Raw genomic sequence first — 24,634 nt, 5'->3', positions numbered from 1 at the left:
CTTCATCGCCGCTGATAACGGTATTGGGTACGGGAGGCCAAGATGGCCGCTGTTCTTGATTCTGTCCGCGCATTTTTTGCGCCCACCACCTTCGCCATCGACGCCGAAAATCCCTCGGATGTCGTTGCCCGTGAAAACCTGCTCGACCGCGTCATGGGGCCGGACCGTCGCAAGAAGTCGTCGGAGAAGATCCGCCGCAACCGTGTTCCGGCCGAGGGTCTCGCGCTCGTTGCGCGTGATCGCGATGGTCATGTCATCGGCTCGGTGCGGCTCTGGAACATCGAGGCCGGCGTCAATGATGAAGGCACGCCGATCAATGCGCTGCTGCTCGGTCCGCTCGCCGTCGATTCCCGTCACGGCGGCAAGGGCATCGGCGCGGCGCTGATGCGGGCAGCGATTCTCGAGGCGAAGAATCGCGGGCATGGTGCCGTCCTGCTCGTCGGCGATGCAGCCTATTACGAGCGTTTCGGCTTCTTTGCCGAAAAGGCTCGCCATGTCGTCATGCCGGGTCCGTTCGAACGCTCGCGCTTTCTTGCGCTGGAGCTTACGGAAGGCTGGCTTGACGGTGCGGCCGGCATGATCGTCCCCTCAGGACGCATGCTGGCCAGCGCGCCGGTTCGCCGCGCCGCCTAAGTTCGGCGCCAACCAGTCGGCGCTGGGGTTGAGGTCCTTCCCTCGGCCGGCAATGTCCGCGCCACTTGACCATGAAGGCAGGCGGGCCGCCGTGGTTGCGGCACGGATTTTCTTTCAGCAAGATATTATCGGCGCCGTGCGCGCCGCCTGACAAAAGGCGCCTTGAAAAATCGGGATCGTTAAACTTTTAACGAAGCCTCCAATCAAACCGCAAAATGCTTGCTGTAGGTTCGCTGCCAGAACCTCGGGAATGCGTCATGCTGCTGGATCTCCGGACGATCTATTTCATTGTTGCCGTGAGCTGTTTCGTGCTGGGGATTCTCCAGCTTGCAGCCTATGCGACCGGCCGCTCCGACAGGTGGCCGCTTTGGTGGGGCTTGAGCAACCTCCTCATCGGCATCGGTTCCTTTCTCGTCGCGCTGCGCAATAGCGTTCCCTACGCGGTCTCGATTGACGGCGGCAATGTCGTCACCATCGCCGGCTACATGCTGATGTTCTTCGCCATGCGCGTCTTTTCCGGGCGGGTTCTCGAGCAGCGCTTTTTCTGGCTGGCCATCCTCCTCGTCAGCGTGCCTGTCATTCTTATCGTCAGCGATCCCACAGCGGTCTCGGCAAGGCTTCTCTACGTTTCCGTCATCTGCTGCCTCTGCGACCTTGCCGTCGCAAGGGAGGCGTTCAGCATCGTCCGTCGCGAGAGGCTCTATTCGGCGGCCCTGCTGGTCGCCCTCTACATCTGCACAGCCATGATCTTTGCCGCGCGCAGCATACTTGCGGCGACCGGCGAGATTGGCGGGCCGGATCCCTTCGGCGGCAGCGTGATCCATAGCTGGATGGCGGTATCGGCGGTTGCTTTCATCATGCTTCGCAGCATGGCCATGGTGCTGATGGCAGCCGAGCGCAGCCGAAACCAGCTGACCGAACTCGCCCATCATGATCCGCTGACAGGCGCGCTCAACCGCGGCGGCCTTGCGCAGCATGCGTCTGCTCTTGGGTCTCAGCCTATCTCGCTATTGATCATGGATATCGATCACTTCAAGCAGCTGAATGACCGGCACGGTCACGCGGCCGGCGACGAGATCCTGCGACTTTTCGCAAGGGTCTCCAGAGGTATCATGCGCCCGCAGGATCTGCTCGCCCGTCAAGGCGGGGACGAGTTCCTGGCGGTGCTGAAAAACCTATCGCGGGAAGATGCGATGGCGATTGCCGAGCGCATTCGTCTCGAATTCGCCGCCGTCGTCATGCAGCGGCCGGATCTGGCCGTCTTTCCGACACTGAGCATCGGTGTCGCCACACGGATAAGCGGTGGAGACTTCGAAAGTCTGATGCACAAGGCGGATGAGGCGCTCTACCGCTCGAAGCGCGAAGGCCGCAACCGCGTCGAAGCCTCCTGGGATAACCAGCAGGCCGCGTAGCTAGATATTCTGATCCATCGTCTCGGCCGGGACTTCGTCGGCGCGGTGGATGCGCACGACGGTGGCCGGCACGCCGGCGACCGTGCAATGTTCCGGAACCGGCTTCAGCACGACACTGCCGGCGGCGATCTTGCTGAAGGCGCCGATCTCGATATTGCCAAGGATCTTGGCGCCGGCGCCGATCATCACGCCATGGCGGATCTTCGGGTGGCGGTCGCCGGTTTCCTTGCCGGTGCCGCCGAGCGTGACGCCCTGCAAGATCGATACCTCGTCCTCGATCACCGCCGTTTCGCCGATGACGATGCCCGATCCGTGGTCGAGCATGATGGAGGCGCCGATCCGTGCGGCCGGATGGATATCCGGGCCGAAGACCAACGAAGCAAGATTGGCGAGCCAGGTGGCGATCTCCGGCCGGCCGGCGTTCCAGAGTGCATGGGCGATGCGATGCGTCTGCAGCGCATGAAAGCCCTTGAGGTTCAAAAGCGCGTGCAGAAATGTCGTGCAGGCCGGGTCGCGCTCGCGCACGGCTGCGAGATCGGCCTCGACCTTGCGCATGATGTCGTCGGTGAGCGTGGAGAGGATGAGATCGAACAGATTGCCGGTTTCCACCTGCGTCACCGAAAGCCGCGCGGCCAGAACACGGGCGAGGATCTCATTATCGCCGATGGCATCCGTTACCTCGGTGGTCAGCAGCCGCCGCAAGATCGGCTCGCGCGCGGCAAGCTCCGCCGCCTCGGCGCGGATGGTGGTCCAGACGGATGCATCGCCCAAAGGCGGCGGCTGTTGCTCGGCAAAACCGAGGCCGGTCGATTTCGGCATTCGCATTTCCTCTGTCAGAACGGCGACGGCAATGCCTGCGTCAGTTTCCATGTTTCGCCCGTGCAAAGCATTTGGCAAGCCCGATATTCTCAGGCCTCGGCCGATATATTAGCCGGACGGTTTCAGGTCAGGTGCCAGCTCCGGAAGGCGGCGCCAATGATAGAGCACGTCAGGCTCCTTTTCCTCATTATCAACGCCGTCGGTTTCCTCTTCGGCGGAAAAACCATGCCGCTCGTAGAAAGCGCGTGTGCCCCTATTGCGCTGGAATGTCCAGAGCCTGAGCTCATCCATCTCCCCCTTGGCGCAGCCGAGGAGCAGGGAGCCGATCCCCATGCCCTGGAAACCCGGGAGAACATAAAGCTGCTCTATCCATTCGCCGCCATAGGCGATGACGCCGACGAGCTTGTTTCCTACAGCGGCGCCGAGGATCATGCAGTTCGGCAGGAGATGCATGCGCCAATACTGCTCTTCTTCCTCAGGAGCATGTACGTCCGGCAGCCAGGGCAGGCGCTGCCACAGCGCCACGCGCCGGATCCCTGCCGCCACCTGCATGTGCTCGGCGCCAAGCGTCACGATCTCTGGTTTCAGAGCGCCATCCATCGCCGGCAACACGGCCTCAAGCCGAAATATCGATGACGCCGCAATCACCGGCTTCGGAGGCGAAGGCGAGCAGCTTGCCGTTTGCGCTCCAGCTCATCGCCGTGATCGCGCCCTTGCCGGGGCGGCGCAGCAGCGCTTCCTTGCTGTCGGCGATGCGCACAGCCAGAATCATGCCGTCGACGAAGCCGATGGCAAGGATGTCTTCCAACGGGTGGAATTTCACCGAGGTCGCCATGATATTGGCGCGGGTGCCGAGTTCGAGCGGCGCCTTGCCCATCGGCCCGTCCTTGCCCTGGAAGGGCCAGACGATGGCTGCGGGTGCGCCTGATGAGGCGAGCCACTTCCCCTTGATCGACCAAGAAAGCGATTTAACCTTGGCGGGATAGCCGGTCATGCGCATGTGCCGGGCCTCGGCGCCGGGCTTGCTGTCGAGCTTCCAGCCGTGCAGGGCATTTTCCTGCATCGAGGTGACGAGGAAATTGCCATCCGGCGAGAAGGTGACGCTGGTATGGGCACCCTTCCACTCGAGATCGACCGGTTTGGCGCTCGTGCCGACCCAGTGCAGCGTTACGCCGTTGTAACGGGCGGCGGCGATGCGCAGGCCCTTCGGCGCGAAGGCGATGCCTTCGACCGTGCGTTCCTCGGGAAATTCCTTGGTCGTGCCGTCGGCGAGGCGGACGAGCGAGCTCTTGCCGTAGGAATAGGCGATGGCGCCCTGCGGGCCGGCCACAACTTGGGAGATCCACTTGCGCGGCGCCGTTGCGAGTTCGCTGACGCTGCCATCGGCAGCGATGCGCAGCACCTTGCCGTCCTCACCGCCCGAGATCAGGCTTTCGCTATAAGGATCGCGGATGGCGGTGAGCATGCCCTGATGGGCTTCGCAAACCCTCTCGCCGCCGTCCAGCCGATGAAACGTGCCGTTTGCGTTTGCGAAGACGGGGATGTCACCTAAAAATTCGACGGCCAGAACGTGGCCGTCGAGATCAAGCGGTGCAACTGTCGGCATCAGGCGGCTGCCTCGCAGGCCTTGAAGGAGGCCTCCAGTTTTTCGCGGTCGAGGTCGCGGCCGATGAAGACCAGACGGCTTTCATGCTTTTCGCCGTCCTTCCAGGGCCGCTGATGATCACCCTCGATGATCATGTGCACACCCTGGACGACATAACGCTCGGGATCGTCCTTGAAGGCGATGATGCCTTTGAGGCGCAGGATGTTCGGCCCCTGCATCTGGGTGACTTTCTGGATCCAGGGGAAGAAGCGCTCGGCATTCATCTCGCCGCCGCGCAACGACACCGACTGCACCGTCACATCGTGGATCGCCGACATGGCGCCGTGATGATGGTGGCCGTGGTCATGATCGTGATGGTGGTCGTGATCATGGTCGTGGTGATGATCGCAATCCGGGCCGCAAACATGATCGTCATGGCCGTGTTCGAGGAAATGCGGATCGTTTTCGAGCGCGCGCTCCAGGTTGAAGGCGCCCTGGTCGAGCACGCGGGCGAGGTCGACGCCGGAGCGGCTGGTCTTGTAGACGCGGGCGGCCGGGTTGATGGCGCGGACAATGTCTTCGATCACATCAAGTTCTTCCGCGGTTACCAGATCGCTCTTGTTGATGACGATGACGTCGGCGAAGGCGATCTGATCTTCGGCCTCACGGCTGTCCTTCAGGCGCAGCGGCAAGTGCTTGGCGTCGACGAGAGCGATGACGGCGTCGAGCTCGGTCTTGGCGCGCACGTCGTCATCCATGAAGAAGGTCTGGGCGACCGGCACCGGATCGGCAAGGCCGGTCGTTTCGACGATGATGCCGTCGAAGCGGCCGGGCCGGCGCATCAGGCCTTCGACGACGCGGATCAGGTCGCCGCGCACCGTGCAACAGACGCAGCCATTGTTCATCTCGTAGATTTCTTCATCCGACTCGACGATCAGGTCGTTGTCGATGCCGATTTCGCCGAACTCGTTGACGATGACCGCATATCTCTTGCCGTGGTTTTCGGAGAGGATGCGGTTGAGCAACGTCGTCTTGCCGGCGCCGAGATAACCGGTGAGCACGGTGACGGGAATAGGCTTCTGGGTGGAGATCGCGTCGGTCATGAGAACCTCTAGGATTAGGCGTGCGGCCGAACGGCTTGGGATCGGCCGCTTGAGCGGTTGGTCTCATATAACGGCATGGGCACGGCAGTTCAAAGGATTTTATAATGTTATAAGATCACGTCATCTGCCTGTGCTGATCGGTCGTCCTCACCGGAGTTCGCCAACGTCGAAGGCATCGACATCCTCGAGCAATTCCACCAGCCCCTTCACCGCATGGGCAATCAGCGCTTCGCCCTTTTCAGCCGTCGCGGCCGCGGCGTTGCCCGCCGCGCCTTGCGGGTTGAGATCCGACATCTTCCAGCCGAAAGCGTGCGGCCCGTAGGCGCGCAGATGTTTGAAGCGCCCGGCAAATTCGCTCTGCCGGGAGGGGAAGTCCGCCGCCTCCGCCATGTCGACTTTATCAGGATGAAGCGCCAGCATGACCGAGGTCTCGATATCGCCGCCGTGAATGCCGATCGCCTTTTCCTGCGGCCGGATCACACCGTCGGGCAGGCCGAAGCGGGTCCAGCTCGTCGCCACCGCCAGCATGGCAAAGCGAATCCGCGCCTCGGTCGCGACGATCGTCATCAGGGGCGAATTGCCGCCATGGGCGTTCAGCATCACGAATTTGCGTATTTTCTGCTCGGCCAGCCGCTCGGCAATGCCGAGCCAGCGGTTGACCGCTTCGTCGAAAGCGAGCGTCTTCGTTCCTTCAACATCCATGTGCTCTATGGAATAGCCGACCGATTCGGCGGGCAGGAAGGTGACCGGCAGGCCGGCGGGCAGGGCCGTCTTCAATCGTCCGGCGATGCCTTCGGCAATCAGCGTGTCGGTTTCGAAGGGCAGGTGAGGACCGTGCTGTTCATGAGCACCCAGCGGCAGCACGGCGATCGGCGGGCGCGGGGCAGGGGCAGAGGCCGGCTGGCTATCGGGCGAAGGCGTCATCATCCGGTCGTTGCCTCTTGTTTATGACGAGATCCTGGGCAATGTCATATCGCAGCGGCGTCGGGGCTTAAAGATCAAAGGGATGGCTATGGGAAAGAAGCATAAGGACGGCAAGAAGAGCAAGTCCAAGAAGAAGGACCAGACGGAGTATACGCTCGTCGATCTCTCGCCGGCGCTGACCCAGGCGGCTCGTTCCATGCGCACGGTGCTCTCGCGCAACCTGTTCGAGAGCGGCCTCTATGCCGGCCAGGACGGCGTCATTCTCGCGCTCGCCGAGAGCGACGGCATGACGGCGGGCGGCCTTGCCCAGAAGCTCGGCGTCAAGGCGCCGACGATGACGCGCACGATCGGGCGCATGGAGGCGCAGGGCTTCCTCGAGCGCAAGCCCGACGCCGAGGATGCGCGCCTGACCAAGGTCTATCTCACGGCGCTCGGGCGTGACAGCGTGCGCGCGATCGAGATGGCGGCGTCGGCCTGCGACAGACTGGCGACTCTGGAATTTTCAGAAAAGGAAATCCGCAATCTCGTGCGGCTGCTGAAGGCGATCGACGCCAATCTGCAGGCCGAAGCGCTTCCTTTGGAAGAGCCGGACGAAGATTGAAATTTCGCTGAAAGACGAATTGCCTCCGCCTGTTAAATCTTTTAATTAAACATTTTAAGGGACTGCGCCGGTTTTCCGGCGCGGTTTGCTGTCTTGCGTGCTGCCTGGAGGAGGACACGTGGTCCAGAAGATCAAGCTTTCGACAATTGCCGAAACGCTCGGCATTTCAACCGCGACGGTCTCGCTAGCCCTGCGCGACAGTCCGCTCGTTGCCGGCAATACCCGGGAAAAGATCAAGGAGCAGGCGCGCGCGCTCGGCTATATCTACAATCGCCGCGCCGCCAGTCTTCGCACCTCGCGCTCCGGCATCATCGGCGTCGTCGTGCACGACATCATGAATCCGTTCTACGGCGAAATCCTGAAGGCGATCGAAAGCGAACTCGATCGCAGCCGCCACACCTTCATCCTTTCCAACCATTACGACAATGTCGAAAAGCAGCGCACCTTCATTGAGACGCTGCTGCAGCTCGGCGGTGACGGCGTCATTATGTCGCCGGCGATCGGCACGCCGCCGGAAGATCTGCAGCTGGCGGAGGAAAATGGCATGCCGGCAATCCTTGTCGCCCGCTCGATGGACGGTCTGGAGCTGCCGACCTATCGCGGTGACGACAGCTACGGCATTTCGCTCGCCACCAACCACCTGATCGGTCTCGGTCACCGCTCGATCGCGATGATCGGCGGCACGGACCAGACCTCCACCGGCCGCGACCGCTACCAAGGTTATGTCAATGCGCTGCGCAAGGCCGGCATCGAAGTCGATCCGAACCTGCGCATTCCCGGGCCTCGCTCGAAGCAGGGCGGTTTCGAGGCCGCGGTGCATTTCCTCTCACTGCCACAGCAGCCGACGGCGGCCGTCTGCTGGAACGATCTCGTTGCAATCGGCCTGATGAATGGCATTGCTCGTGCCGGCCTGGTGCCGGGGCGCGACATTTCCGTCACCGGTTATGACGATCTCGAGGAAGCCTCGATTGCCACGCCGGCGCTGACAACCGTCTGGAACGGCCAGACCGAAGTCGGCCGCCTGGCTGCGCGCGCCCTTCTTGATCGTCTCGCCGGCAGTCACGAACCCGATGGCATGCATCTCATCAAGCCGGAAATGCGCATCCGCCAGTCGACCAGTCCCCATCGGCCCCGCGCCTGAACCAGACCCCGTCCAAGAGGAAAAGCCATGTCCCGCATCGCCATTCTCGTTCCTGGGAAGATACACGAGCGTGTTCTCGAGAGACTGAAGGATCGTTTTGAGATCATTGCCGTCGCCCGCGAGGAAAAGCTGGGGCTCGACGGCGAGATGGCCGGCCGCATCCGCGGCGTCGCCGTCTCCGGCGCCTTCCCCGGCAGCTGGATGGACCAGTTGCCCGGCGTCGAGGTGATCGCCAGTTTCGGCGTCGGTTATGACGGCATGGATGTCAAACGGGCGGCCGAAAAGGGCATCGTCGTCACCAATACGCCAGACGTTTTGAATGACGAGGTTGCCGACACGGCGATTGGCCTGCTCCTCAACACGATCCGCGAATTGCCGCGGGCCGAAGCCTGGCTGCGCGCCGGCAACTGGAAGCCGGGCACAGCCTATCCGCTGTCGCGTTTTTCGCTCAAGGGCCGTCATGTCGGGCTCTACGGCCTCGGCCGCATCGGCCTCGAGATTGCCAGGCGGCTGGAGCCGTTCAAGGTGAAGATCAGCTATCACACGCGCTCGCGCCATGCCGATGCGCCCTATGATTATTATCCGACGTTGAAGGGATTGGCCGAGGCGGTGGACACATTGATCGCCATCGTTCCGAAGACACCGCAGACGCATAAAACGATCGATGCCGATATCCTGGCCTCTCTCGGTTCGAACGGCATTCTCATCAATGTCGGCCGTGGCTGGACGGTGGATGAAGAGGCGCTGAGTGCGGCGCTTGCGTCAGGCGCGCTCGGTGCGGCCGGCCTTGACGTCTTCTATGACGAGCCGACCGTGCCGGCGACGCTGATGGAACCGGCCAATGCCGTGCTGCTGCCGCACGTCGCCTCGGCCTCCGTGCCGACACGCAACGCAATGGCCGATCTCGTCGCCGACAACCTGATCGCCTGGTTCGAGACAGGGGCGGCGCTGACGCCGGTGCCGGAGACACCGCAAAAGGTTTAGAGATGGTTCAAGCCGGCGCGCTTGACCGAGCCAGTGGTCAGCTGATCGCCTGCGCCGCGGTCACTGGCGGTTTGGCGGCGGCGTAATCGCGGACGGCGTCGCCGAAGGCGGAAAACAGCCGATTCGACGTCTTGTCGGTTTCGGCCCAATATTCCGGATGCCATTGCACGCCGACGGCGAAGGCCTTGGCATCGATGACGGAAACGGCCTCCACGGTGCCATCCTCGGCGGTGGCCTCCACCTGCAGGCGCGGCGCGGTCCTGGCGATCGCCTGACGATGGAGCGAGTTGACGCGGATATCGCCCGGGCCGAGGATGCCGGCAATGCAGGAACCTTCCTTGACGTGGACAGTCTGGCGGATGGCGTACATGCCGTCACGGTCGACGCCTTCCGGCCGGCGATGGTCCCAGATGCCGGGCTGCTCGTGGATCTCGCTTGCCAGCGAGCCGCCGAGCGCAACGTTCAGCTCCTGAATGCCGCGGCAGATGGCGAGCAGCGGGATGGCGCGATCGATGGCGCGGCGGATGAGCGGCAGGCTTGTCGCGTCGCGGGCGGGATCGAAGGGGCCGTCCTTGTCTTTTGCCTCGGCGCCGTAAAGCGAAGGATGCACATTGCTGGCCGAGCCCGAAACCAGCAGACCATCGACGCGGTCGAGGATTGCGTCGGTGTCGTAGCCCGCCTCGAAAGCCGGGATGAGAAAGGCCATGACGCCGGCCGCGTTCAATGCGGCACCGAGATATTGGTGCTGCACGGCGTGCCAGGTCGCGCCGTCGTAGCTGCGGATATCGGCAGGAATGGCAACGATCGGTTTCGTCATGTTCGCCCCGGTGAAATCTTCTGCTTGTCGTTTCTGCCGCCAGAATGACGGCGAAGTCAACGTTTGGCTGCGGCTGGCGGCCATTTTCCGCCAGGGCCTCGTCGCTGCTTCTGTCCTCGCAGCTAACCTGCTGATTTTGATGGGTGCGTGCGTGTTGCCTTATTGCTGTCTTGATGCCAAAGGCTAATAGACTAAAGCTTGAATCGCGGCCTTCGCCATGCTTAGCTCTGCCCTCGCTGCGGGTAGGGGTGAAGATCGGCCGCGCAGTGCCATCTATATGGGAGGTTTTTGATGGATCGTCGTTCGTTTTTCAAGAAGGCGGGAACCGCCGGGGCCAGCGCGGTCGCCGCAACGGCATTGGCAGCGCCTGCGATCGCGCAGGAGAATCCGAAGATCGCGTGGCGCATGACGTCGTCGTTTCCGAAGAGCTTGGATACGATCTATGGCGGTGCCGAAGACATCGCCAAGCATGTTGCCGCCGCAACCGACGGCAATTTCACCATCCAGCCCTTCGCGGCCGGTGAAGTCGTGCCGGGCCTGCAGGCCGTCGATGCCGTCGCCGCCGGAACGGTCGAGGCAGCCCACACCACCTCCTATTATTTCGTCGGCAAAGATCCGACCTACGCCATCGGGACGGCTATCCCTTTCGGCCTCAACAGCCGCCTGACCAATGCCTGGTTTTACGAGGGCAACGGCACCAAGCTGATGAACGAGTTTTATGCCACGCAAGGGATGTATGCTTTGCCGGCCGGCAATACCGGTGCCCAGATGGGCGGCTGGTTCCGCAAGGAAATCAACACGCTCGACGACCTGAAGGGCGTCAAGATGCGCATCGCCGGCCTTGCCGGTCGCGTCATGGAAAAGGTCGGCGTCATCCCGCAGCAGATCGCCGGCGGCGACATCTACCCAGCGCTCGAAAAGGGCACGATCGATGCGGCGGAATTCGTCGGTCCCTATGACGATCTGAAGCTTGGCTTCCACAAGGTGGCGAAATATTACTACTATCCGGGCTGGTGGGAAGGTGGCCCGACGGTGCATGCGTTCTTCAACCTGGATAAATGGAGCAATCTGCCGAAGCACTACCAGGCAGCGCTCACCGACGCCTGCGCCTTCGCCAACACCAACATGCTGGCGAAATACGACACGAAGAATCCGACGGCGCTGAAGCAGCTCGTCGCCGAAGGGGCGACACTGCGCCCGTTCAGCCAGGAAATTATGGAAGCTTGCTTCCAGGCGGCCATGGGCATCTACGGCGAAATCTCGGCCAACAACCAGTATTTCAAGAAGATCTACGACGACCAGACCGCTTTCAAGCGCGACGCCTATCTGTGGATGCAGCTTTCGGAATACACGTTTGATACGTTCATGATGATCCAGCAGCGGGCCGGCAAGCTCTAAGCGCTTCCAGCGCCGCATCGACGCATACAAAACCCCGGATCGGTTGGTCCGGGGTTTTGTTTTGGCCCTGTTGTTTTGAGGAGCTATTTCGCGGGTGGCGGCGGGGCTCCCGGCAAGCCGAGAGGCGGCAGGTTGAGGCCGGGAATCTGCGGCGCGCCATTGCCGCCGCCGCCCACCGGCGGCAGGCCGAGCTGGCCGCCGAAGCCCGGCACTTCGATCTTGATCGAGTTCGGGTCGACCTTCGGGCCATGGTCCAGCCAGTAGGTCACCGATTGCGGCCAGAAGATCACGATTGCCACCAGGATGATCTGCATGCCGACCCATGGCAGCGCGCCCATATAGATATCGGATGTCTTGACGTCCTTGCTGGCGATCGAGCGCAGATAGAAGAGCGCGAAGCCGAAGGGCGGATGCATGAAGCTCGTCTGCATGTTGACGCAGATCAGCACGCCGAACCAGATCAGATCGATGCCGAGACTGGAGGCGACCGGCGCCAGCATCGGGATGACGATGAAGGCGATCTCGAAGAAATCGAGAAAGAAGGCGAGCACGAAGATGAAGATGTTGACGAAGATCAGGAAGCCGACCGGGCCGCCTGGAATGCCCGAGAGCATGTGCTCGATCCAGCGCGAGCCGTCCATGCCCTGGAAGACCAGGCTGAAGCAGGTGGAGCCGATCAGGATCATCACCACCATCGAGGTGATGTGGGTGGTCGACGTCATCGCTTCGCGGATCAGCGGCCAAGTGAGGCGCCGATTCATCTCGGCGAGCAGCATGGCGCCGACGACGCCGAGCGCGCCGGCTTCCGTCGGCGTCGCAAGCCCCATGAAGATCGTGCCGAGTACGAGGAAGATCAGCACGATCGAGGGCACCATGCCCATCAGCACCTTCGCCAGCAGCGCCCAGTTGAAATCGCCGCGCACCTCCTTCGGCAGCGGTGGCATCGATTTCGGTCGGATGATCGACATGACAAGGACGAAGAGCACGAAGATCGTCACCTGCAGGATCGAGGGGCCGATCGCGCCGAGATACATGTCGCCGACCGATCTGCCGAGCTGGTCGGCGAGGACGACGAGCACGAGCGAGGGCGGGATCACCTGGGTGATGGTGCCGGAGGCGGCGATGACGCCGGTGGCAAGGCGCGGGCTGTAACCGTAGCGCAACATGATCGGCAGCGAGATCACGCCCATGGTGATGACGGAGGCGGCCACCGTGCCGGTGATGGCGCCGAGCACGGCGCCGACCAGGATGACGGCATAGGCGAGGCCGCCGGGAATGCCGCCAAAGAGCTTGCCGGTGCCTTCGAGCAGATCCTCGGCAAGGCCGCAGCGTTCCAGCACCGCCCCCATGAAGGTGAAGAAGGGAATGGCGAGCAGGAGGTCGTTGGAGACGATGCCGAAAAAGCGCAGGGGCAGCGCCTGCAGAAAGGCTTCGCTGAAATGGCCGGTGGCGATGCCGATGATGCCGAAGAACAGGCCGACGGCGGCGAGCGAAAAGGCCACCGGAAAGCCGTAAAGCATGAAAATGACCATGCCCAGGAACATGGCCGGCGGAATGATGCCGAAATCAAACAAATCCGTTCCTCCCCGGGGGCGCTATTGCAGCGGCTTTTCGTATGTCGTGTCGATGCTGATATGACCGGTGAGGGCGGCGATCCGCTTGATCAACTCGGAAAGGCCCTGGAGGGACAACAGTCCGAAACCGGCGACCAGGATCAGCTTGACGGGCCAGCGGATCAGTCCGCCGGCATTGCCCGATATTTCCCCCTGCCTGTAGGAAAGTGCGAAGAAGGGCCAGCAGAGCCAGGTGAGGAAGATGCAGACGGGGATGAGGAACAGGATGAGACCGACGATATCGATCCAGATCTTCGCCTTGTCGGACACGGCGCCGTAGATCAGGTCGACGCGGACATGCTCATTGTTGCGCAGCGCGTGCGAGGCGCCGAGCATGACGACAAAGGCGAAAAGGTACCACTGAATTTCCAGCCAGCCATTCGAACTATAGTTGAAGGCATAGCGAACGATGGCATTTCCGGCGCTGATCAGACAGCAGAACAGCACCATGTATTCGGAAAGTTTTCCCATGATCCGACTGACCGAATCAATCAGCCGGCTTGCCGCCAGAAGTCCCGACATGCGTTTCCCTTGTTCTTGTCCTGCCGTTATTCGGCAGCTTTCCCTCTTTGGAATCGGTGTAGACCACGGCATTTGAAATTGGAAGGATAAATGCCGCGCATAGGCGCATAGTCGTATAGCGCCGTCTCGTCATTTCCCGCGCGCTTCGGATTTTCCGAAAACGATTCCGATTTTCGGGGCTGAGGCGCCACTTAAGATGGCCGGCCCGCACGGCCGGTAACCATTTTAACAACCCAGGCGTGGATGATTATTTCAACAACCTCGCGACAAGGCTGCAATATCACGCCAAGGCTGTGGTGCTCATCCTGGGGTTTTAGAAAATTCGACCAAATGTTTGATTCGATTGAAATCAATTTTTAAAGGGTTGCCACTAGAATTCCCGCGCACAGGGAAAGTGTGGATGAAGCCAGATAGCCCGAACAGGGTCCCTTTAGATGTGTATCTGTCGTTTGTGAGCTCCCTTTCCGGGAATCGCATGACGCTTCTTGTTGGCGTGATAGTACATATTGCGACGTGCCTTGCTGTGGCCGCCAAAACACAATCTTTCATCTATATTCCGCTGTCGATTGCCTTCCTCCTGGTTTTCACCGCCCGCATGGCCATCTTTCGGCAGTTCGATCGCGTCGACAAGGAGAGCTTGTCGCATGCCGGAATCGAGCGTTGGGAGCGGATCCTCGTTGCCAGCGGGGCCTGCACCACGGCCCTGCTTGGCTTTGCCAGCGGCTACGCCATCTTCGTCGTCCACGATTCCTTTGCCGAACTTGCCTGCATTTCCGTTACCATGGCGACGATGGTGTCCGTCGTCGGCCGCAACTACGGCTCGCGCTTCGCCGTCGACCTCCAGACGTTCTTCTGCTGCCTGCCGATGATCGTCTGCAGCCTGCTGGCGATGGATTTCTATCGCGGCGTGCTGTCGATCTTCCTCATCCCCTTCTGGCTGACGACGCGGGCGATGGCCAACGGCGTGCGCGAGTTTCTTTACGAGAATGTCATCGCGCGCCGGGAAATCACCATCATTGCCGATCGTTTCGATACAGCGCTCAACAACATGCCGCATGGTCTCGTCATGGTCGATGCCGAGAACCGCGTCCAGGTCATCAACCGCAAGGCGTGCGAGCTTCTGAAGATCGGGGCGCCTGAGCGGCTGAAGGACCGCGATCTCGGCGCGGTGCTGCGCTACGGCGCCCGCTACAGCTTCATGGATGCCTCGCAGCCGGAGCTCATCCTGCGCCAGCTCACCCAGGTCGCCGACGGCAACCTGTCGCGCACGCTCATTCATTTCCCTGAGGACCTGTCGCTCGAATTCTCCGCCAGCCGGAGGGCCGACGGCGGTGCCGTTCTGATCTTCGAGGACGTGTCGAGCCGGGTGAAGGCGGAGCAGAAGATCATGCATATGGTCCGCTTCGATGCGCTGACCGGCTTGCCGAACCGTGAATATTTCGGGCAGCTGGTACAGGAATATCTCGCCAGACACCCGCGCAAATCAGGACCGCTCGGCTTCATGGTCCTCGACATCGACGAGTTCAAACATGTCAACGACATGCGTGGTCACGTCACCGGCGACCATCTGCTTTGCGCCATCGCCGCCCGCATCAAGCAGGCTTGCGGCAATGCCATCCTCGGCCGCTTGATGGGCGATCAGTTCATCCTGTTCTTCCCGCATGCGAAGGAGCCCACATCGCTCGAGCTCTCGATTCGCCGGGTGCACGCTGCGATCCAGGGCCATTACGAGGTCGACGAGCTCACCTTCCTCGTTTCGCTCAGCGCCGGCTACGCGATCCTCGAAAGCTCGGCCTTTGCCATGGACGAGTGGAGCGTCAAGGCGGATCTCGCACTGTTCGAAAGCAAGTCCCGCCTCAAGGGCGGCATCTCAGGATTCGAGCGGGAGATGGACGGGCGCTATATCGAGCAGCAGAAGCTGAAGGCCGACTTGCGCGAAGCGGTTTCGGCGCAGGCGCTGCATCTCGTCTTCCAGCCCATGTTCCGGGCTGATGGCACACGGATAGAATGTGCCGAAGCGCTGGCGCGCTGGGTGCATCCGGAGAAGGGTTCGATCCCGCCCGACGTGTTCATCCGGCTTGCCGAAGAGATGGGCATTATCTCCGACATTACCCGTTTCGTCTTGTTCAAGGCTTGCAGCGAGTGCATGAACTGGCCGGACCATATCGCCGTTTCGGTCAATCTCTCGGCGCGCGACCTGCGCGATGCCGATATCCTTTCGGTGGTCGCCGATGCGCTCGTCCATTCCGGCCTCGACGCGGCGCGGCTGCATCTCGAAGTCACCGAAAGCTGCCTGATCGACGAGCCGCAGGCCGTGCGCGCCATCCTGGCGGAACTCAGGGCCCGCGGCATCACCATCGCCATCGACGATTTCGGCACCGGTTTCTCCAGCCTCAGCTATCTCGACACGCTGCCGCTCGATATCGTCAAGATCGACCGGTCCTTCGTGCGCAACATCGTCGAGGATACCCGCCGTCTCAAGCTGTTGCGCGGCACGGTCCATCTCGCCCGCGAGCTCGGCCTGAAGATCGTCATCGAGGGCGTCGAGACAGAGGAGCAGCTCGCGCTGCTCAACAAGCACCGCAGCACCGATCTCGTCCAGGGCTATGTTTTCTCTCAGCCGGTGCCTTCCCAGAACATCCCGCTGTTGCAGCAGGGCATCGGCCGCCGCCCCGTCCAGCGCCGGCGCAACAAGGTCGCCTGAGCGCGCCGCAGCGGCCGCCTTTTCTCCGGACAATACTCCCCGCCGTTAACCTTAATAGTTTATATACCGCCCGAATTATCGGATTTCCTTGCCTAAATTTCGCCGGCATATGATTAATGATCCGTTAACGACGGATCGAGAGAATGTCAGACATACTTTTCACGCGTAGTGATTTCAGCAGTAAAATCCTGGAAATTTTGGACCATGTCGAATATCGCCGCGTTGAGAGCAGCGAAGACATGGAAGAGGTGGAACGCCTGCGCTACAAGGCCTACAAGGCCCACGGCGCGCTGTCGCTTGCCCCGGAAGGCCTATTGGACGAGGTCGATTTCGATAGCCATGCCTATATCTTCGGACTGTATTATTATGGTGAACTGATCAGTACGATCCGAATTCATTATGTGACACCCGAACATCGTGTCAGCCGGTCGGGAGAGGCCTTTCCCGAGGCGATGGACGAGCTTCTGGACGCCGGGCTGACCTTGATCGACCCGGCGCGTTTCGCGGCTGATCCCGAACTCACCGCCAACATGCCATGGGTTCCCTATCTGACATTGAGACCCGCCATCGTTGCGGCAGCCTATTTCCGGGCGGACCGTGTTATTCAATCCGTCCGGCCGCCGCATGCCGCCTTCTACAAGCGGGTTTTCTATGCCGATACGATTGTGCCCGGCCGGCTGGCGGAGAGTTACGGGGTTGATGTCACGCTGATGGCGACGAACGTGGTCGAGGTCGGGCGCAAGCTTCTGACGCGTTATCCCTTCTTCATTTCCAGCGCCAGCGAGCAGCGCATGATGTTTTCGCGCAATCCGAATGACACGCTGCCGCCGCTCACCATTATCCCGACGGCGCGTTTCGTGCCGCAAGGCGAACTCGGCACCGACCTGCCGCTCTGATTTCTTCGAAGCCAGCATCCAAGTGAGAAGCGTGGGGCGACGGCGCTATCGCAGTCGTCGCCTTCATGCTTTTTCGCCTGGAAACCGGTGGTTTGCAGCGTAAAGCGCGTCGTATCAAATTTGATTGATGCGATGCGCCTCAGTCCTTTGTTCTCATGCATGTCGTGTCCCGGAGCCGCTGCACACATCCCGATGACATGGGCTGACTGCGGCATTCTCATGCATTGCGCTTTCGCCTGTCATTGTGTAATTCCTGCAAGCAGGGATTTCCCTCGGCATAAGCGGGGGAATCAGGCAGCGCAGAGGCATTTGAGGGAGACGATATTTATGGCCGAACATCATACCGGACCGGTCGAGACCGGCGCGCCGATGGATTACCGCGAACATGAAAAGACCTACGACATGTTCATCGCCGGCGCGAAATACGGCTCGATGCTTCTCATCGTCCTCCTGCTTGCCATGACTGCCGGTTTCTTCGGCGGCGCCGGCCTTCTCGGTGGCCTCTTCGTTTTCATCGTTCTTCTCGCTGCCGGCATCTTCCTGGTCCGCTGATCGCGGCAAGGGGAGGAGGGGCATTTCCGCAGCTTTGTGACTGAAGCGCGTCGCGGTCTTTCAGATTCGCTGCTCGCGCTTCAGGTCTTTATTTTCTCGCACGTCGTCATCGCAGAACTCCCGTACAGTTTTGCGCGACATGCTTAGGTGCTTGGCCTGCGCAGGTAAGCCTGCGGCGGTCTGGCTGACCCGGAGGAGGGGGCAGTTGGGCAATATCGTTTTCGTTGCAAGGGAAATTGCCGGCGGGGAGACGCGTGTCGCGGCCTCCGCCGAGACCGTGAAGAAAATGAAGAGTTTCGGCTTCGACGTCGTCGTCGAAGCCGATGCCGGGGCGGCGTCACGTATTCCTGATCGAGAGTTCGAGGCTGCCGGCGCCAGGATCGGCAGTTCGGCGGATGCCGCTTCGGCCGACGTCGTGCTCAAGGTGCGTCGTCCGAACGAACAGGAAATCTCATCCTATAAAAGCGGCGCCGTGGTGATCGCCATCATGGATCCCTACGGCAATGACGAGGCGATCGCGGCCCTCGCCGCTGCAGGGCTTTCGGCTTTCGCGATGGAACTGATGCCACGCATAACCCGCGCCCAATCGATGGACGTGCTGTCGTCTCAGGCCAATCTCGCCGGTTACCAGGCCGTCATCGAGGCGGCCGCGGTTTATGACCGCGCCATGCCGATGATGATGACGGCGGCCGGTACCGTGCCGGCTGCCAAGGTCTTCGTCATGGGCGCTGGCGTCGCCGGTCTTCAGGCAATCGCCACCGCGCGGCGCCTGGGTGCTGCGGTCTCGGCCACCGACGTGCGACCGGCCGCCAAGGAACAGGTCGCCTCGCTCGGCGCGAAGTTCATCGCCGTCGAGGACGAGGAGTTCAAGGCGGCGGAAACGGCCGGCGGCTATGCCAAGGAAATGTCGGCCGATTATCAGGGCAAGCAGGCCGCGCTCGTGGCTGAACATATTGCCAAGCAGGATATCGTCATTACCACGGCACTGATTCCCGGCCGCGCTGCGCCGCGTCTCGTTTCGCGCGCCATGCTCGCCTCGATGAAGCCGGGTGCGGTGGCCGTCGACCTTGCCGTCGAGCGCGGCGGCAATATCGAGGGCGTCGTTGCCGGTGAGATCGCCGATGTCGAAGGCGTGAGCGTTATCGGTTTTGCCAATATGCCGGGCCGGGTTGCGGCCAGCGCCTCGGCGCTCTACGCCAAGAACCTCGTCACCTTCCTCGAGACCATGGTCAACAAGGAAACCGGGAGCGTCGTCATCAACCTCGACGACGAGCTGGTCAAGGCGACGATGCTGACCTATGCCGGCGACGTGGTTCATCCCGCCTTCGGCGGCGCGAAGAAGGGGGACAACTGATGGCCAGTGAAGCAATGGACAAAGCGCTGGAACAGCTCGACCAGGCGGTAACCGCCGTCGTCACGGCGGCGGCCCAGGCGCCGGAAGCGGCAAGTGCGGCGACCGGTGGGGCGATCGATCCCTTCGTCTTTCAATTCGCGATCTTCGTCTTGTCGATCTTCGTCGGTTATTACGTCGTCTGGTCGGTGACGCCGGCGCTGCATACGCCGCTGATGGCAGTCACCAATGCGATCTCCTCCGTCATTGTCGTCGGCGCGCTTCTGGCGGTCGGCATTTCGACGAGCGGGCTTGCGACCGGCTTCGGCTTCGTCGCCCTCGTGCTGGTTTCGGTGAACATCTTCGGCGGCTTCCTCGTCACGCAGCGAATGCTTGCGATGTACCGCAAGAAGGACCGGTGAGGGACCGATGACCAATATTGCAGCCTTCCTCTACCTCGTCTCCGGTGTCCTGTTCATCCTGGCGCTGCGCGGCCTGTCGCATCCTGCCACCAGCCGCAAAGGCAATCTCTACGGCATGGTCGGCATGGCGATCGCCATTCTGACGACGCTCGTGCTGGCAACGCCCAATTTCGGCGGCTTCGTGCTGATCATCCTCGGCCTTGCCATCGGCGGCAGTGTCGGCGCCTATGTCGCCCGCACGATTGCCATGACCTCGATGCCGCAGCTGGTCGCTGGCTTCCATTCGCTGGTCGGCCTTGCCGCCGTCCTGGTCGCCGCCTCGGCGCTCTATACGCCGGCCTCGTTCGGCATCGGCGAAATCGGTCACATCCACACCGAGGCGCGCATCGAAATGGCGCTAGGCGTGGCGATCGGAGCGCTCACCTTCACCGGCTCGATCATCGCCTTCCTGAAGCTCGACGGACGCATGTCGGGCAAGCCGATCTTGCTGCCCTACCGACATGTGATCAATGCGGCGCTGCTGGCGCTGATCATTCTCTTCATCATCGGGCTTGCCGCCACCGAAAGCCATTTCGATTTCTGGGCCGTCGTGGCGCTGTCGCTGGCGCTCGGCGTTCTCCTGATCGTGCCGATCGGCGGCGCCGACATGCCCGTCGTCGTCTCGATGCTGAACTCCTACTCAGGCTGGGCCGCGGCCGGCATCGGCTTCACGCTCGGCAATCTGGCGCTGATCGTCACCGGCGCGCTCGTCGGCTCCTCCGGTGCAATCCTCTCCTACATCATGTGTAAGGGCATGAACCGTTCCTTCGTTTCCGTCATCCTCGGCGGTTTCGGCGGCGAGACGGCGTCCGGCGGACCCGACACCACAGACCGGACGGTCAAGCTCGGCTCGGCCGAGGATGCGGCCTATCTAATGGCCAATGCGTCGAAGGTCATCATCGTGCCGGGGTACGGCATGGCGGTGGCCCAGGCCCAGCATGCATTGCGTGAACTCGCCGACAATCTGAAGAAGAATGGCGTCGAGGTGAAATATGCAATCCATCCGGTCGCGGGCCGCATGCCCGGCCATATGAACGTGCTGCTCGCCGAAGCCAATGTTCCCTATGACGAAGTCTTCGAGCTGGAGGACATCAATTCGGAATTCGCCCAGGCCGATGTCGCCTATGTCATCGGCGCCAATGACGTCACCAATCCTGCCGCGCGCGACGACAAGACCTCGCCGATCTACGGCATGCCGATCCTCGACGTCGATCGGGCCAAAACCTGCCTGTTCGTCAAGCGCTCGCTCGGCTCCGGTTATGCCGGCATCGACAATACGCTGTTCTACAAGGACGGCACGATGATGCTGCTCGGCGATGCGAAGAAAATGACCGAGGATATCAACAAGGCGATTTCGCATTGATCGAGTGAAATGCAGCCGCCCATCGGGCGGCTGTTTGCTTCATCCTGTTCAGCCGGTGTGATGCCGGCTCGGTCTCGCCTTGCCGCAAACAACGCTCCTTCGTCATATCTCGCCGGGTACGAGCGTCATCTTCTCGACCCCGATCGCCAGGTTCAGCCCTTCCTGAGCCTGCACGTTCAACGGCTGCAGCATGAAAGCCTTGTTGGTGCCGCCCGCGATCACCTTGGCGCCGGCGCCTGCACCGATGCTCGCATCCGCCCCGACGCCGTAATACTCGCCGGCCAAGGCGTATTGTGGCATATCCCTGCCGGCTTTCGCCAGCACCTGCCAGATCATCACGCTCTTGCCGGTCTGGCCGATATCGAGGCCGAACTTCTCAATCTTGCCGGCATAGACCGCCTTGGCGCCGCCGGATGCCGGCGTGTAGGTGCAGATGAGGTTCTTCTGCGACGTGATGATCAGACCCTGGCCGCCATCCGATCCGCAGACCAGGCGGCCAAGCGTGACATAGTTTTCCGCGCCCGCCGGGCTTGCCCAGGCCGCGGCCGTCAGAGCCGCGGCCGCGATCATGGTTTGCTTGAACATGGTCTTTCTCCTTGGAAACGACCTGTTCGAAACGGGTGCAGGTGGCGATTGTTCCGGGAGACTGAAGCCCGCTGCATCAGACGTGATGCATGGGATGCGCTCCCGCGCTTCAATTTCCGGGGAAAGACTCCGCCCTTCCGGGCGACATATGTCAGTCCCGCTCCAGCGTGGCGCGCTGCGCCGTCAACACCCAGGACAGGCCTTCAGGCAGGAAATCGATCTCAACCGTGCCGCGGAAGGCGGCGGCGGCATGGGCTTTGATAACGGTCGTGCCGAAGCCCGTGCGTGACGGCTCTACCACCGGTGGGCCGCCACGCTCCTCCCAGGTGAAGCGGAGCAGGGCATCCGGCTTGTCTGCCTCCCTGACATCGCGCCATTCGAAGCGGACGCGGCCTTGCGGAACGGAAAGCGCGCCGTATTTCACCGAATTGGTGGCCAGCTCGTGCAGCGCCAGACCCAGATTCTGCACCGCATCCGGCTTCAGGACGAAATCCTCACCTGCGATTTCGATCTGTTCGCGCGATTGCGGGAAGGCCTGCAGATGGATATCGACGACCCGCCGGAGTGACACGCCTCCCCATTGCTCGCTGGTCAGGAGCTCGATCGAACGCCCCAGTCCGTCGAGGCGGTCGGCGACAGCGGCCTGGAAGGTCTCGACGCTATCGGCCTGCTTAGCGAGCTGGCGCATCATTGCCTGGGCGAGCGTCAGAAGATTCTTGGTGCGGTGGACGAGCTCGTGCATGACGAAACGCAGCCGGTCCTCGGTCTGGCTGCGGTCGAAGGACGCATTCGACAGGGCGATCGCCACCTGGTTCGCCTCGATGACGCTGGTCTCGACCGGCGAGACGATGTGGCCGTCGCCCATACGCTTTGCCATGTCGGCGATATCGCGGATGGTGGTGCGCACCTGCCTTGCGACGGCATAGGCAGCGAGCACTGCGACCAGCACAAGCGCCACGCCACCGATGATCAGGAAGCGCCAGGTGCTGAGGATCGAAGCCTGCGCCACCGGCCCCCAGATCACTGTTTTCCATGACCAGCCGGGAATTTGGGCATAACCCAGGAGCATGTGGGGCAGGATCGTCCTATCTTCGAAGACACCTCGGGCGAAACTAAGCGCCGGCAGGATGCGGGGATCGAAGGGTGTGCCGGGTTCCAGCGCTGCCGGGCCGGCGGCAACGACCACGTGACCGCTTTGATCGATGACGGCGGCCGACCAGCCGGGAGCAAGGCCCTGAGTCGTCACCAGCTTGCCGAGATCTCCCGCATCCTGCGTGATGATGAGGGCGGCGACCGGATCATCCGCCCGCGGGAGGGTGACGTTATAGACCCAATCGCCGCTGGTTTTGCCGCGAAAAACATCCGAAGCCTCGATGCGGCCGGATTTCATGGCGGCATCCAGCGCAGCGATGTTTGCCATCTGTCCCAGCGGCGTCCCGAAAGGCCGGCGTGTATTCAGCAGTTGGTGACCGGTGCGATCGACGGCGAGGACGTAAAGCGAATTGTTGCGCAGCGCTGTTTCCGTGCGCTCGTGGAAGGAGGCGAGGTCGCCGTTTTCAAGCTCCGGCGAGCTTGACAACAGCCGCAGCGTCGTCGCCATGTCCTGAAGCTGGCGGTCGATGATGCGCGAAAGGGCAAGCGCGTCCTGCGCCGTCTCGCGCTTCAGTGTCGAACGCTGGTTGTCCTCCAGCTGCAGCAGAAGCAGCGCCACGAAGGCGAAAATCGGCAGCGCGATCGCCACCGCCATGGCGACGAGATAGGTGCCGATCGAAGCCTTTGGGAAGAACAGCGTAACGATCTTCATTGAACGCGCCACGTCGCCAGTACCATCGGACAATCCAGCGAGGCCGATCGAGCGAAGGATAAAATCACGGGGCGGAAAAGGTAGCCGCATCCCTGGCGTCGCTCGGACGAAGCGCGGCACCGGTGCGGGCGCTGCCCGCGATAGTTTTCGCTCGCGGTCAGGAAGGCAAAGATCCGCATTTCTCGCAAAACGCCCTCAACACGTTTTTCCAACGCCCGATAGCGGGCTATCGAAGCAGCGACATGTTAGGGGGAGCATGAGCCGGTTGCAACATCGTATGACATGCCATCGATGATGACGGGTGTTTTTCCGTCTCTCTTTTCAAGGCGATGCGGCCGCCTTCATGACAAGCTTCGCTGTCATCGGCGGCCGCGCCCATGCGCATCTTTAGCCGGCTGAGGCGCCAACCCGGGCGAGGCCATCGCGGGCCGGCTGGTATTTCGGATCAAGCCCGACGGCATGGCGATAGGAGCGGGCAGCCTTCGCCTTATCGCCGCGGCGTTCGTAGACGAGCGCCTGGTTGGCCCATGATTCGGCGATGTTGCCGTTGAGCTCGATTGCATGGTTGAAATCGGCAAAGGCGTTATCGTCGTCATTCAGTGCGATGTAGGAAATGCCTCGGCCGTTATAGGGCTCGGGCGAATTCGGTGCGAGCGAGATCGCTTTCGAGAAATCGTCGATCGCCTTGTCCTGCTGATTGCGCTTCTGATAGATCAAGCCGCGATTGTGATAGGCGCGACCGTCGGTGGTGCCGAGCTGGATCGCCCGGTCGAAATCGTTGAAGGCCTGATCGTCCTGGCCGGCCATGCGATAGACATTGCCGCGGCCGATATAGGCGACGTCATAGCTCGGATTGATCTGCAGTGCGGCGTTATAATCGGCGATCGCCTGGGCCTGCTGACCCATGTTGCGATAGACGAGGGCGCGGTTGGCGTAGGCCTGGAAGAAGCGCGGATTGATCTGCAGGGCCGTATTGAAATCGTTCAGCGCCTGGCGGAACTGGCCGCCGCGGCCGTAGGCGGAGCCGCGGACATTATATCCTTCGGGATCCTTGGGGTTGGCGTTGATAACCGCCGTCAGCGACGCAATATTCTCTTCCGACCCTTGAGCCTTGTCGATGCGGATCACGGCGTCCGTGGTATTGGTCGTTTCGCAACCGGCAAGGCCGAGCATGGCGGCCAGCGCCATAGCGGGCAGCAATGCGGTTTTCTGCAGGCGCCAGGCGCGCGACGGATTGAAGGTGGTAACAGCCATTCGGGCTCGCTTTCCCCATGCGGCATATCCGAGACCGGAATATGCGATCTTCAGCGGCAAACTAAAAAGGCGGCGGCGAACCAATCGCCCCCGCCACAATGCATCTGAAAACGTCGAAAAAACGACGGCAACG

The 24,634-nt window shown here is 61.7% G+C and carries 24 protein-coding genes; 13 read left to right on the top strand and 11 right to left on the bottom strand.

The features are described 5' to 3' along the window. The first annotated feature begins 42 nt into the window (after window positions 1-42). On the top strand, window positions 43-633 hold the full coding sequence (locus tag AMC88_RS18755) for a GNAT family N-acetyltransferase (RefSeq protein WP_010017967.1): 591 nt from the start codon (window positions 43-45) through the stop codon (window positions 631-633). A 257-nt stretch (window positions 634-890) separates the two neighbouring features. After that, on the top strand, window positions 891-2,045 hold the full coding sequence (locus AMC88_RS18750; protein ID WP_064825647.1) for a GGDEF domain-containing protein: 1,155 nt from the start codon (window positions 891-893) through the stop codon (window positions 2,043-2,045). Here the strand turns inward: AMC88_RS18750 and cysE are convergent, their stop codons facing one another. The 5 genes from cysE to AMC88_RS18725 form a co-directional block, all read right to left on the bottom strand. Further along, the gene (cysE, locus tag AMC88_RS18745) at window positions 2,046-2,864 is read right to left on the bottom strand and encodes a serine O-acetyltransferase (RefSeq protein ID WP_064825862.1); all 819 of its coding nucleotides are present in this window, start codon (window positions 2,862-2,864) and stop codon (window positions 2,046-2,048) included. Window positions 2,865-2,972: 108 nt separating this feature from the next. Then, window positions 2,973-3,464: a GNAT family N-acetyltransferase gene (locus tag AMC88_RS18740; RefSeq protein WP_064825646.1), complete on the bottom strand. Its 492-nt coding sequence runs from the start codon at window positions 3,462-3,464 to the stop codon at window positions 2,973-2,975. Between the two features lie 16 nt (window positions 3,465-3,480). Beyond that, on the bottom strand, window positions 3,481-4,470 hold the full coding sequence (locus AMC88_RS18735; protein WP_064825645.1) for a WD40 repeat domain-containing protein: 990 nt from the start codon (window positions 4,468-4,470) through the stop codon (window positions 3,481-3,483). Continuing rightward, complete coding sequence (locus AMC88_RS18730) at window positions 4,470-5,552, bottom strand: CobW family GTP-binding protein (RefSeq protein WP_064825644.1); 1,083 nt, start codon at window positions 5,550-5,552, stop codon at window positions 4,470-4,472. The genes AMC88_RS18735 and AMC88_RS18730 overlap by 1 nt, the downstream gene beginning before the upstream one ends. Before the next feature lie 147 nt (window positions 5,553-5,699). Further along, window positions 5,700-6,479 (bottom strand): creatininase family protein, encoded by a 780-nt coding sequence (locus tag AMC88_RS18725; RefSeq protein WP_016737280.1) that lies wholly within the window; start codon window positions 6,477-6,479, stop codon window positions 5,700-5,702. Window positions 6,480-6,564: 85 nt separating this feature from the next. On the opposite strand from AMC88_RS18725, the gene AMC88_RS18720 reads away from it, so the two are divergent. The 3 genes from AMC88_RS18720 to AMC88_RS18710 all read left to right on the top strand — a co-directional run bounded on the left by AMC88_RS18720 (window position 6,565) and on the right by AMC88_RS18710 (window position 9,202). Beyond that, window positions 6,565-7,077 (top strand): MarR family winged helix-turn-helix transcriptional regulator, encoded by a 513-nt coding sequence (locus tag AMC88_RS18720; RefSeq protein WP_029532235.1) that lies wholly within the window; start codon window positions 6,565-6,567, stop codon window positions 7,075-7,077. Between the two features lie 118 nt (window positions 7,078-7,195). Next, window positions 7,196-8,218, top strand: coding sequence for a LacI family DNA-binding transcriptional regulator (locus AMC88_RS18715; protein ID WP_029532233.1), 1,023 nt, complete (start codon window positions 7,196-7,198; stop codon window positions 8,216-8,218). Between the two features lie 27 nt (window positions 8,219-8,245). Next, window positions 8,246-9,202, top strand: coding sequence for a 2-hydroxyacid dehydrogenase (locus AMC88_RS18710; protein WP_064825643.1), 957 nt, complete (start codon window positions 8,246-8,248; stop codon window positions 9,200-9,202). Between the two features lie 37 nt (window positions 9,203-9,239). Here the strand turns inward: AMC88_RS18710 and AMC88_RS18705 are convergent, their stop codons facing one another. Beyond that, window positions 9,240-10,019, bottom strand: coding sequence for a gamma-glutamyl-gamma-aminobutyrate hydrolase family protein (locus AMC88_RS18705; RefSeq protein ID WP_004668318.1), 780 nt, complete (start codon window positions 10,017-10,019; stop codon window positions 9,240-9,242). Here AMC88_RS18705 and AMC88_RS18700 point away from each other — a divergent pair. Further along, window positions 9,997-10,206, top strand: coding sequence for a hypothetical protein (locus AMC88_RS18700; protein WP_064822769.1), 210 nt, complete (start codon window positions 9,997-9,999; stop codon window positions 10,204-10,206). The two genes, AMC88_RS18705 and AMC88_RS18700, sit on opposite strands and share 23 nt — an antisense overlap. 104 nt (window positions 10,207-10,310) lie before the next feature. Beyond that, entirely contained in the window at window positions 10,311-11,417 is a 1,107-nt protein-coding gene (locus AMC88_RS18695) for a TRAP transporter substrate-binding protein (RefSeq protein ID WP_064825642.1), read from the top strand. A gap of 83 nt (window positions 11,418-11,500) precedes the next feature. Here the strand turns inward: AMC88_RS18695 and AMC88_RS18690 are convergent, their stop codons facing one another. Together AMC88_RS18690 and AMC88_RS18685 are read right to left on the bottom strand one after the other, a co-directional pair. Beyond that, a complete protein-coding gene (locus tag AMC88_RS18690) occupies window positions 11,501-12,991 on the bottom strand; it encodes a TRAP transporter large permease (RefSeq protein ID WP_064825641.1) in 1,491 nt (496 codons plus the stop codon). A 21-nt stretch (window positions 12,992-13,012) separates the two neighbouring features. Then, window positions 13,013-13,552, bottom strand: a complete 540-nt coding sequence (locus AMC88_RS18685; protein WP_016737275.1) for a TRAP transporter small permease subunit — start codon at window positions 13,550-13,552, stop codon at window positions 13,013-13,015. 400 nt (window positions 13,553-13,952) lie between these two features. On the opposite strand from AMC88_RS18685, the gene AMC88_RS18680 reads away from it, so the two are divergent. The 6 genes from AMC88_RS18680 (at window position 13,953) to AMC88_RS18655 (ending at window position 20,858) form a co-directional block, all read left to right on the top strand. Continuing rightward, entirely contained in the window at window positions 13,953-16,256 is a 2,304-nt protein-coding gene (locus AMC88_RS18680) for a putative bifunctional diguanylate cyclase/phosphodiesterase (protein ID WP_029532230.1), read from the top strand. A gap of 143 nt (window positions 16,257-16,399) precedes the next feature. Further along, window positions 16,400-17,152 (top strand): N-acyl amino acid synthase FeeM domain-containing protein, encoded by a 753-nt coding sequence (locus tag AMC88_RS18675; protein ID WP_029532228.1) that lies wholly within the window; start codon window positions 16,400-16,402, stop codon window positions 17,150-17,152. A gap of 327 nt (window positions 17,153-17,479) precedes the next feature. Continuing rightward, window positions 17,480-17,704, top strand: coding sequence for an aa3-type cytochrome c oxidase subunit IV (locus AMC88_RS18670; RefSeq protein ID WP_004668331.1), 225 nt, complete (start codon window positions 17,480-17,482; stop codon window positions 17,702-17,704). Window positions 17,705-17,909: 205 nt separating this feature from the next. Next, window positions 17,910-19,058, top strand: a complete 1,149-nt coding sequence (locus AMC88_RS18665; RefSeq protein ID WP_064825640.1) for a Re/Si-specific NAD(P)(+) transhydrogenase subunit alpha — start codon at window positions 17,910-17,912, stop codon at window positions 19,056-19,058. Beyond that, complete coding sequence (locus AMC88_RS18660) at window positions 19,058-19,456, top strand: proton-translocating transhydrogenase family protein (protein ID WP_004668336.1); 399 nt, start codon at window positions 19,058-19,060, stop codon at window positions 19,454-19,456. Before AMC88_RS18665 ends, AMC88_RS18660 begins: the two co-directional genes overlap by 1 nt. A 7-nt stretch (window positions 19,457-19,463) precedes the next feature. After that, complete coding sequence (locus AMC88_RS18655) at window positions 19,464-20,858, top strand: NAD(P)(+) transhydrogenase (Re/Si-specific) subunit beta (RefSeq protein WP_012485239.1); 1,395 nt, start codon at window positions 19,464-19,466, stop codon at window positions 20,856-20,858. 102 nt (window positions 20,859-20,960) lie between these two features. On the opposite strand, the gene AMC88_RS18650 is transcribed toward AMC88_RS18655, so the two are convergent. The 3 genes from AMC88_RS18650 to AMC88_RS18640 all read right to left on the bottom strand — a co-directional run bounded on the left by AMC88_RS18650 (window position 20,961) and on the right by AMC88_RS18640 (window position 24,501). Further along, window positions 20,961-21,443, bottom strand: coding sequence for a DUF992 domain-containing protein (locus AMC88_RS18650; RefSeq protein WP_064825639.1), 483 nt, complete (start codon window positions 21,441-21,443; stop codon window positions 20,961-20,963). A 151-nt stretch (window positions 21,444-21,594) separates the two neighbouring features. Continuing rightward, window positions 21,595-23,247, bottom strand: coding sequence for a sensor histidine kinase (locus AMC88_RS18645; protein ID WP_012485237.1), 1,653 nt, complete (start codon window positions 23,245-23,247; stop codon window positions 21,595-21,597). A gap of 387 nt (window positions 23,248-23,634) precedes the next feature. Continuing rightward, window positions 23,635-24,501 (bottom strand): tetratricopeptide repeat protein, encoded by an 867-nt coding sequence (locus AMC88_RS18640; RefSeq protein ID WP_010016973.1) that lies wholly within the window; start codon window positions 24,499-24,501, stop codon window positions 23,635-23,637. Window positions 24,502-24,634: the final 133 nt, after the last annotated feature.

Source organism: Rhizobium phaseoli, assembly GCF_001664385.1.
Classification (GTDB): domain Bacteria; phylum Pseudomonadota; class Alphaproteobacteria; order Rhizobiales; family Rhizobiaceae; genus Rhizobium; species Rhizobium phaseoli.
Note: the sequence above shows the minus strand (reverse complement) of the source record. Positions and strands in the feature narration are given on the sequence as shown.

Bases quoted from the DNA above. Each gene is read 5' to 3' on its own strand.
- AMC88_RS18755 (WP_010017967.1), top strand. From the start codon at position 43: ATGGCCGCTGTTCTTGATTCTGTCCGCGCATTTTTTGCGCCCACCACC.
- AMC88_RS18750 (WP_064825647.1), top strand. From the start codon at position 891: ATGCTGCTGGATCTCCGGACGATCTATTTCATTGTTGCCGTGAGCTGT.
- cysE (WP_064825862.1), bottom strand. From the start codon at position 2,864: ATGCCGAAATCGACCGGCCTCGGTTTTGCCGAGCAACAGCCGCCGCCT.
- AMC88_RS18740 (WP_064825646.1), bottom strand. From the start codon at position 3,464: ATGGATGGCGCTCTGAAACCAGAGATCGTGACGCTTGGCGCCGAGCAC.
- AMC88_RS18735 (WP_064825645.1), bottom strand. From the start codon at position 4,470: ATGCCGACAGTTGCACCGCTTGATCTCGACGGCCACGTTCTGGCCGTC.
- AMC88_RS18730 (WP_064825644.1), bottom strand. From the start codon at position 5,552: ATGACCGACGCGATCTCCACCCAGAAGCCTATTCCCGTCACCGTGCTC.
- AMC88_RS18725 (WP_016737280.1), bottom strand. From the start codon at position 6,479: ATGATGACGCCTTCGCCCGATAGCCAGCCGGCCTCTGCCCCTGCCCCG.
- AMC88_RS18720 (WP_029532235.1), top strand. From the start codon at position 6,565: ATGGGAAAGAAGCATAAGGACGGCAAGAAGAGCAAGTCCAAGAAGAAG.
- AMC88_RS18710 (WP_064825643.1), top strand. From the start codon at position 8,246: ATGTCCCGCATCGCCATTCTCGTTCCTGGGAAGATACACGAGCGTGTT.
- AMC88_RS18700 (WP_064822769.1), top strand. From the start codon at position 9,997: ATGGCAACGATCGGTTTCGTCATGTTCGCCCCGGTGAAATCTTCTGCT.
- AMC88_RS18705 (WP_004668318.1), bottom strand. From the start codon at position 10,019: ATGACGAAACCGATCGTTGCCATTCCTGCCGATATCCGCAGCTACGAC.
- AMC88_RS18695 (WP_064825642.1), top strand. From the start codon at position 10,311: ATGGATCGTCGTTCGTTTTTCAAGAAGGCGGGAACCGCCGGGGCCAGC.
- AMC88_RS18685 (WP_016737275.1), bottom strand. From the start codon at position 13,552: ATGTCGGGACTTCTGGCGGCAAGCCGGCTGATTGATTCGGTCAGTCGG.
- AMC88_RS18680 (WP_029532230.1), top strand. From the start codon at position 13,953: ATGAAGCCAGATAGCCCGAACAGGGTCCCTTTAGATGTGTATCTGTCG.
- AMC88_RS18675 (WP_029532228.1), top strand. From the start codon at position 16,400: ATGTCAGACATACTTTTCACGCGTAGTGATTTCAGCAGTAAAATCCTG.
- AMC88_RS18670 (WP_004668331.1), top strand. From the start codon at position 17,480: ATGGCCGAACATCATACCGGACCGGTCGAGACCGGCGCGCCGATGGAT.
- AMC88_RS18660 (WP_004668336.1), top strand. From the start codon at position 19,058: ATGGCCAGTGAAGCAATGGACAAAGCGCTGGAACAGCTCGACCAGGCG.
- AMC88_RS18655 (WP_012485239.1), top strand. From the start codon at position 19,464: ATGACCAATATTGCAGCCTTCCTCTACCTCGTCTCCGGTGTCCTGTTC.
- AMC88_RS18650 (WP_064825639.1), bottom strand. From the start codon at position 21,443: ATGTTCAAGCAAACCATGATCGCGGCCGCGGCTCTGACGGCCGCGGCC.
- AMC88_RS18645 (WP_012485237.1), bottom strand. From the start codon at position 23,247: ATGAAGATCGTTACGCTGTTCTTCCCAAAGGCTTCGATCGGCACCTAT.
- AMC88_RS18640 (WP_010016973.1), bottom strand. From the start codon at position 24,501: ATGGCTGTTACCACCTTCAATCCGTCGCGCGCCTGGCGCCTGCAGAAA.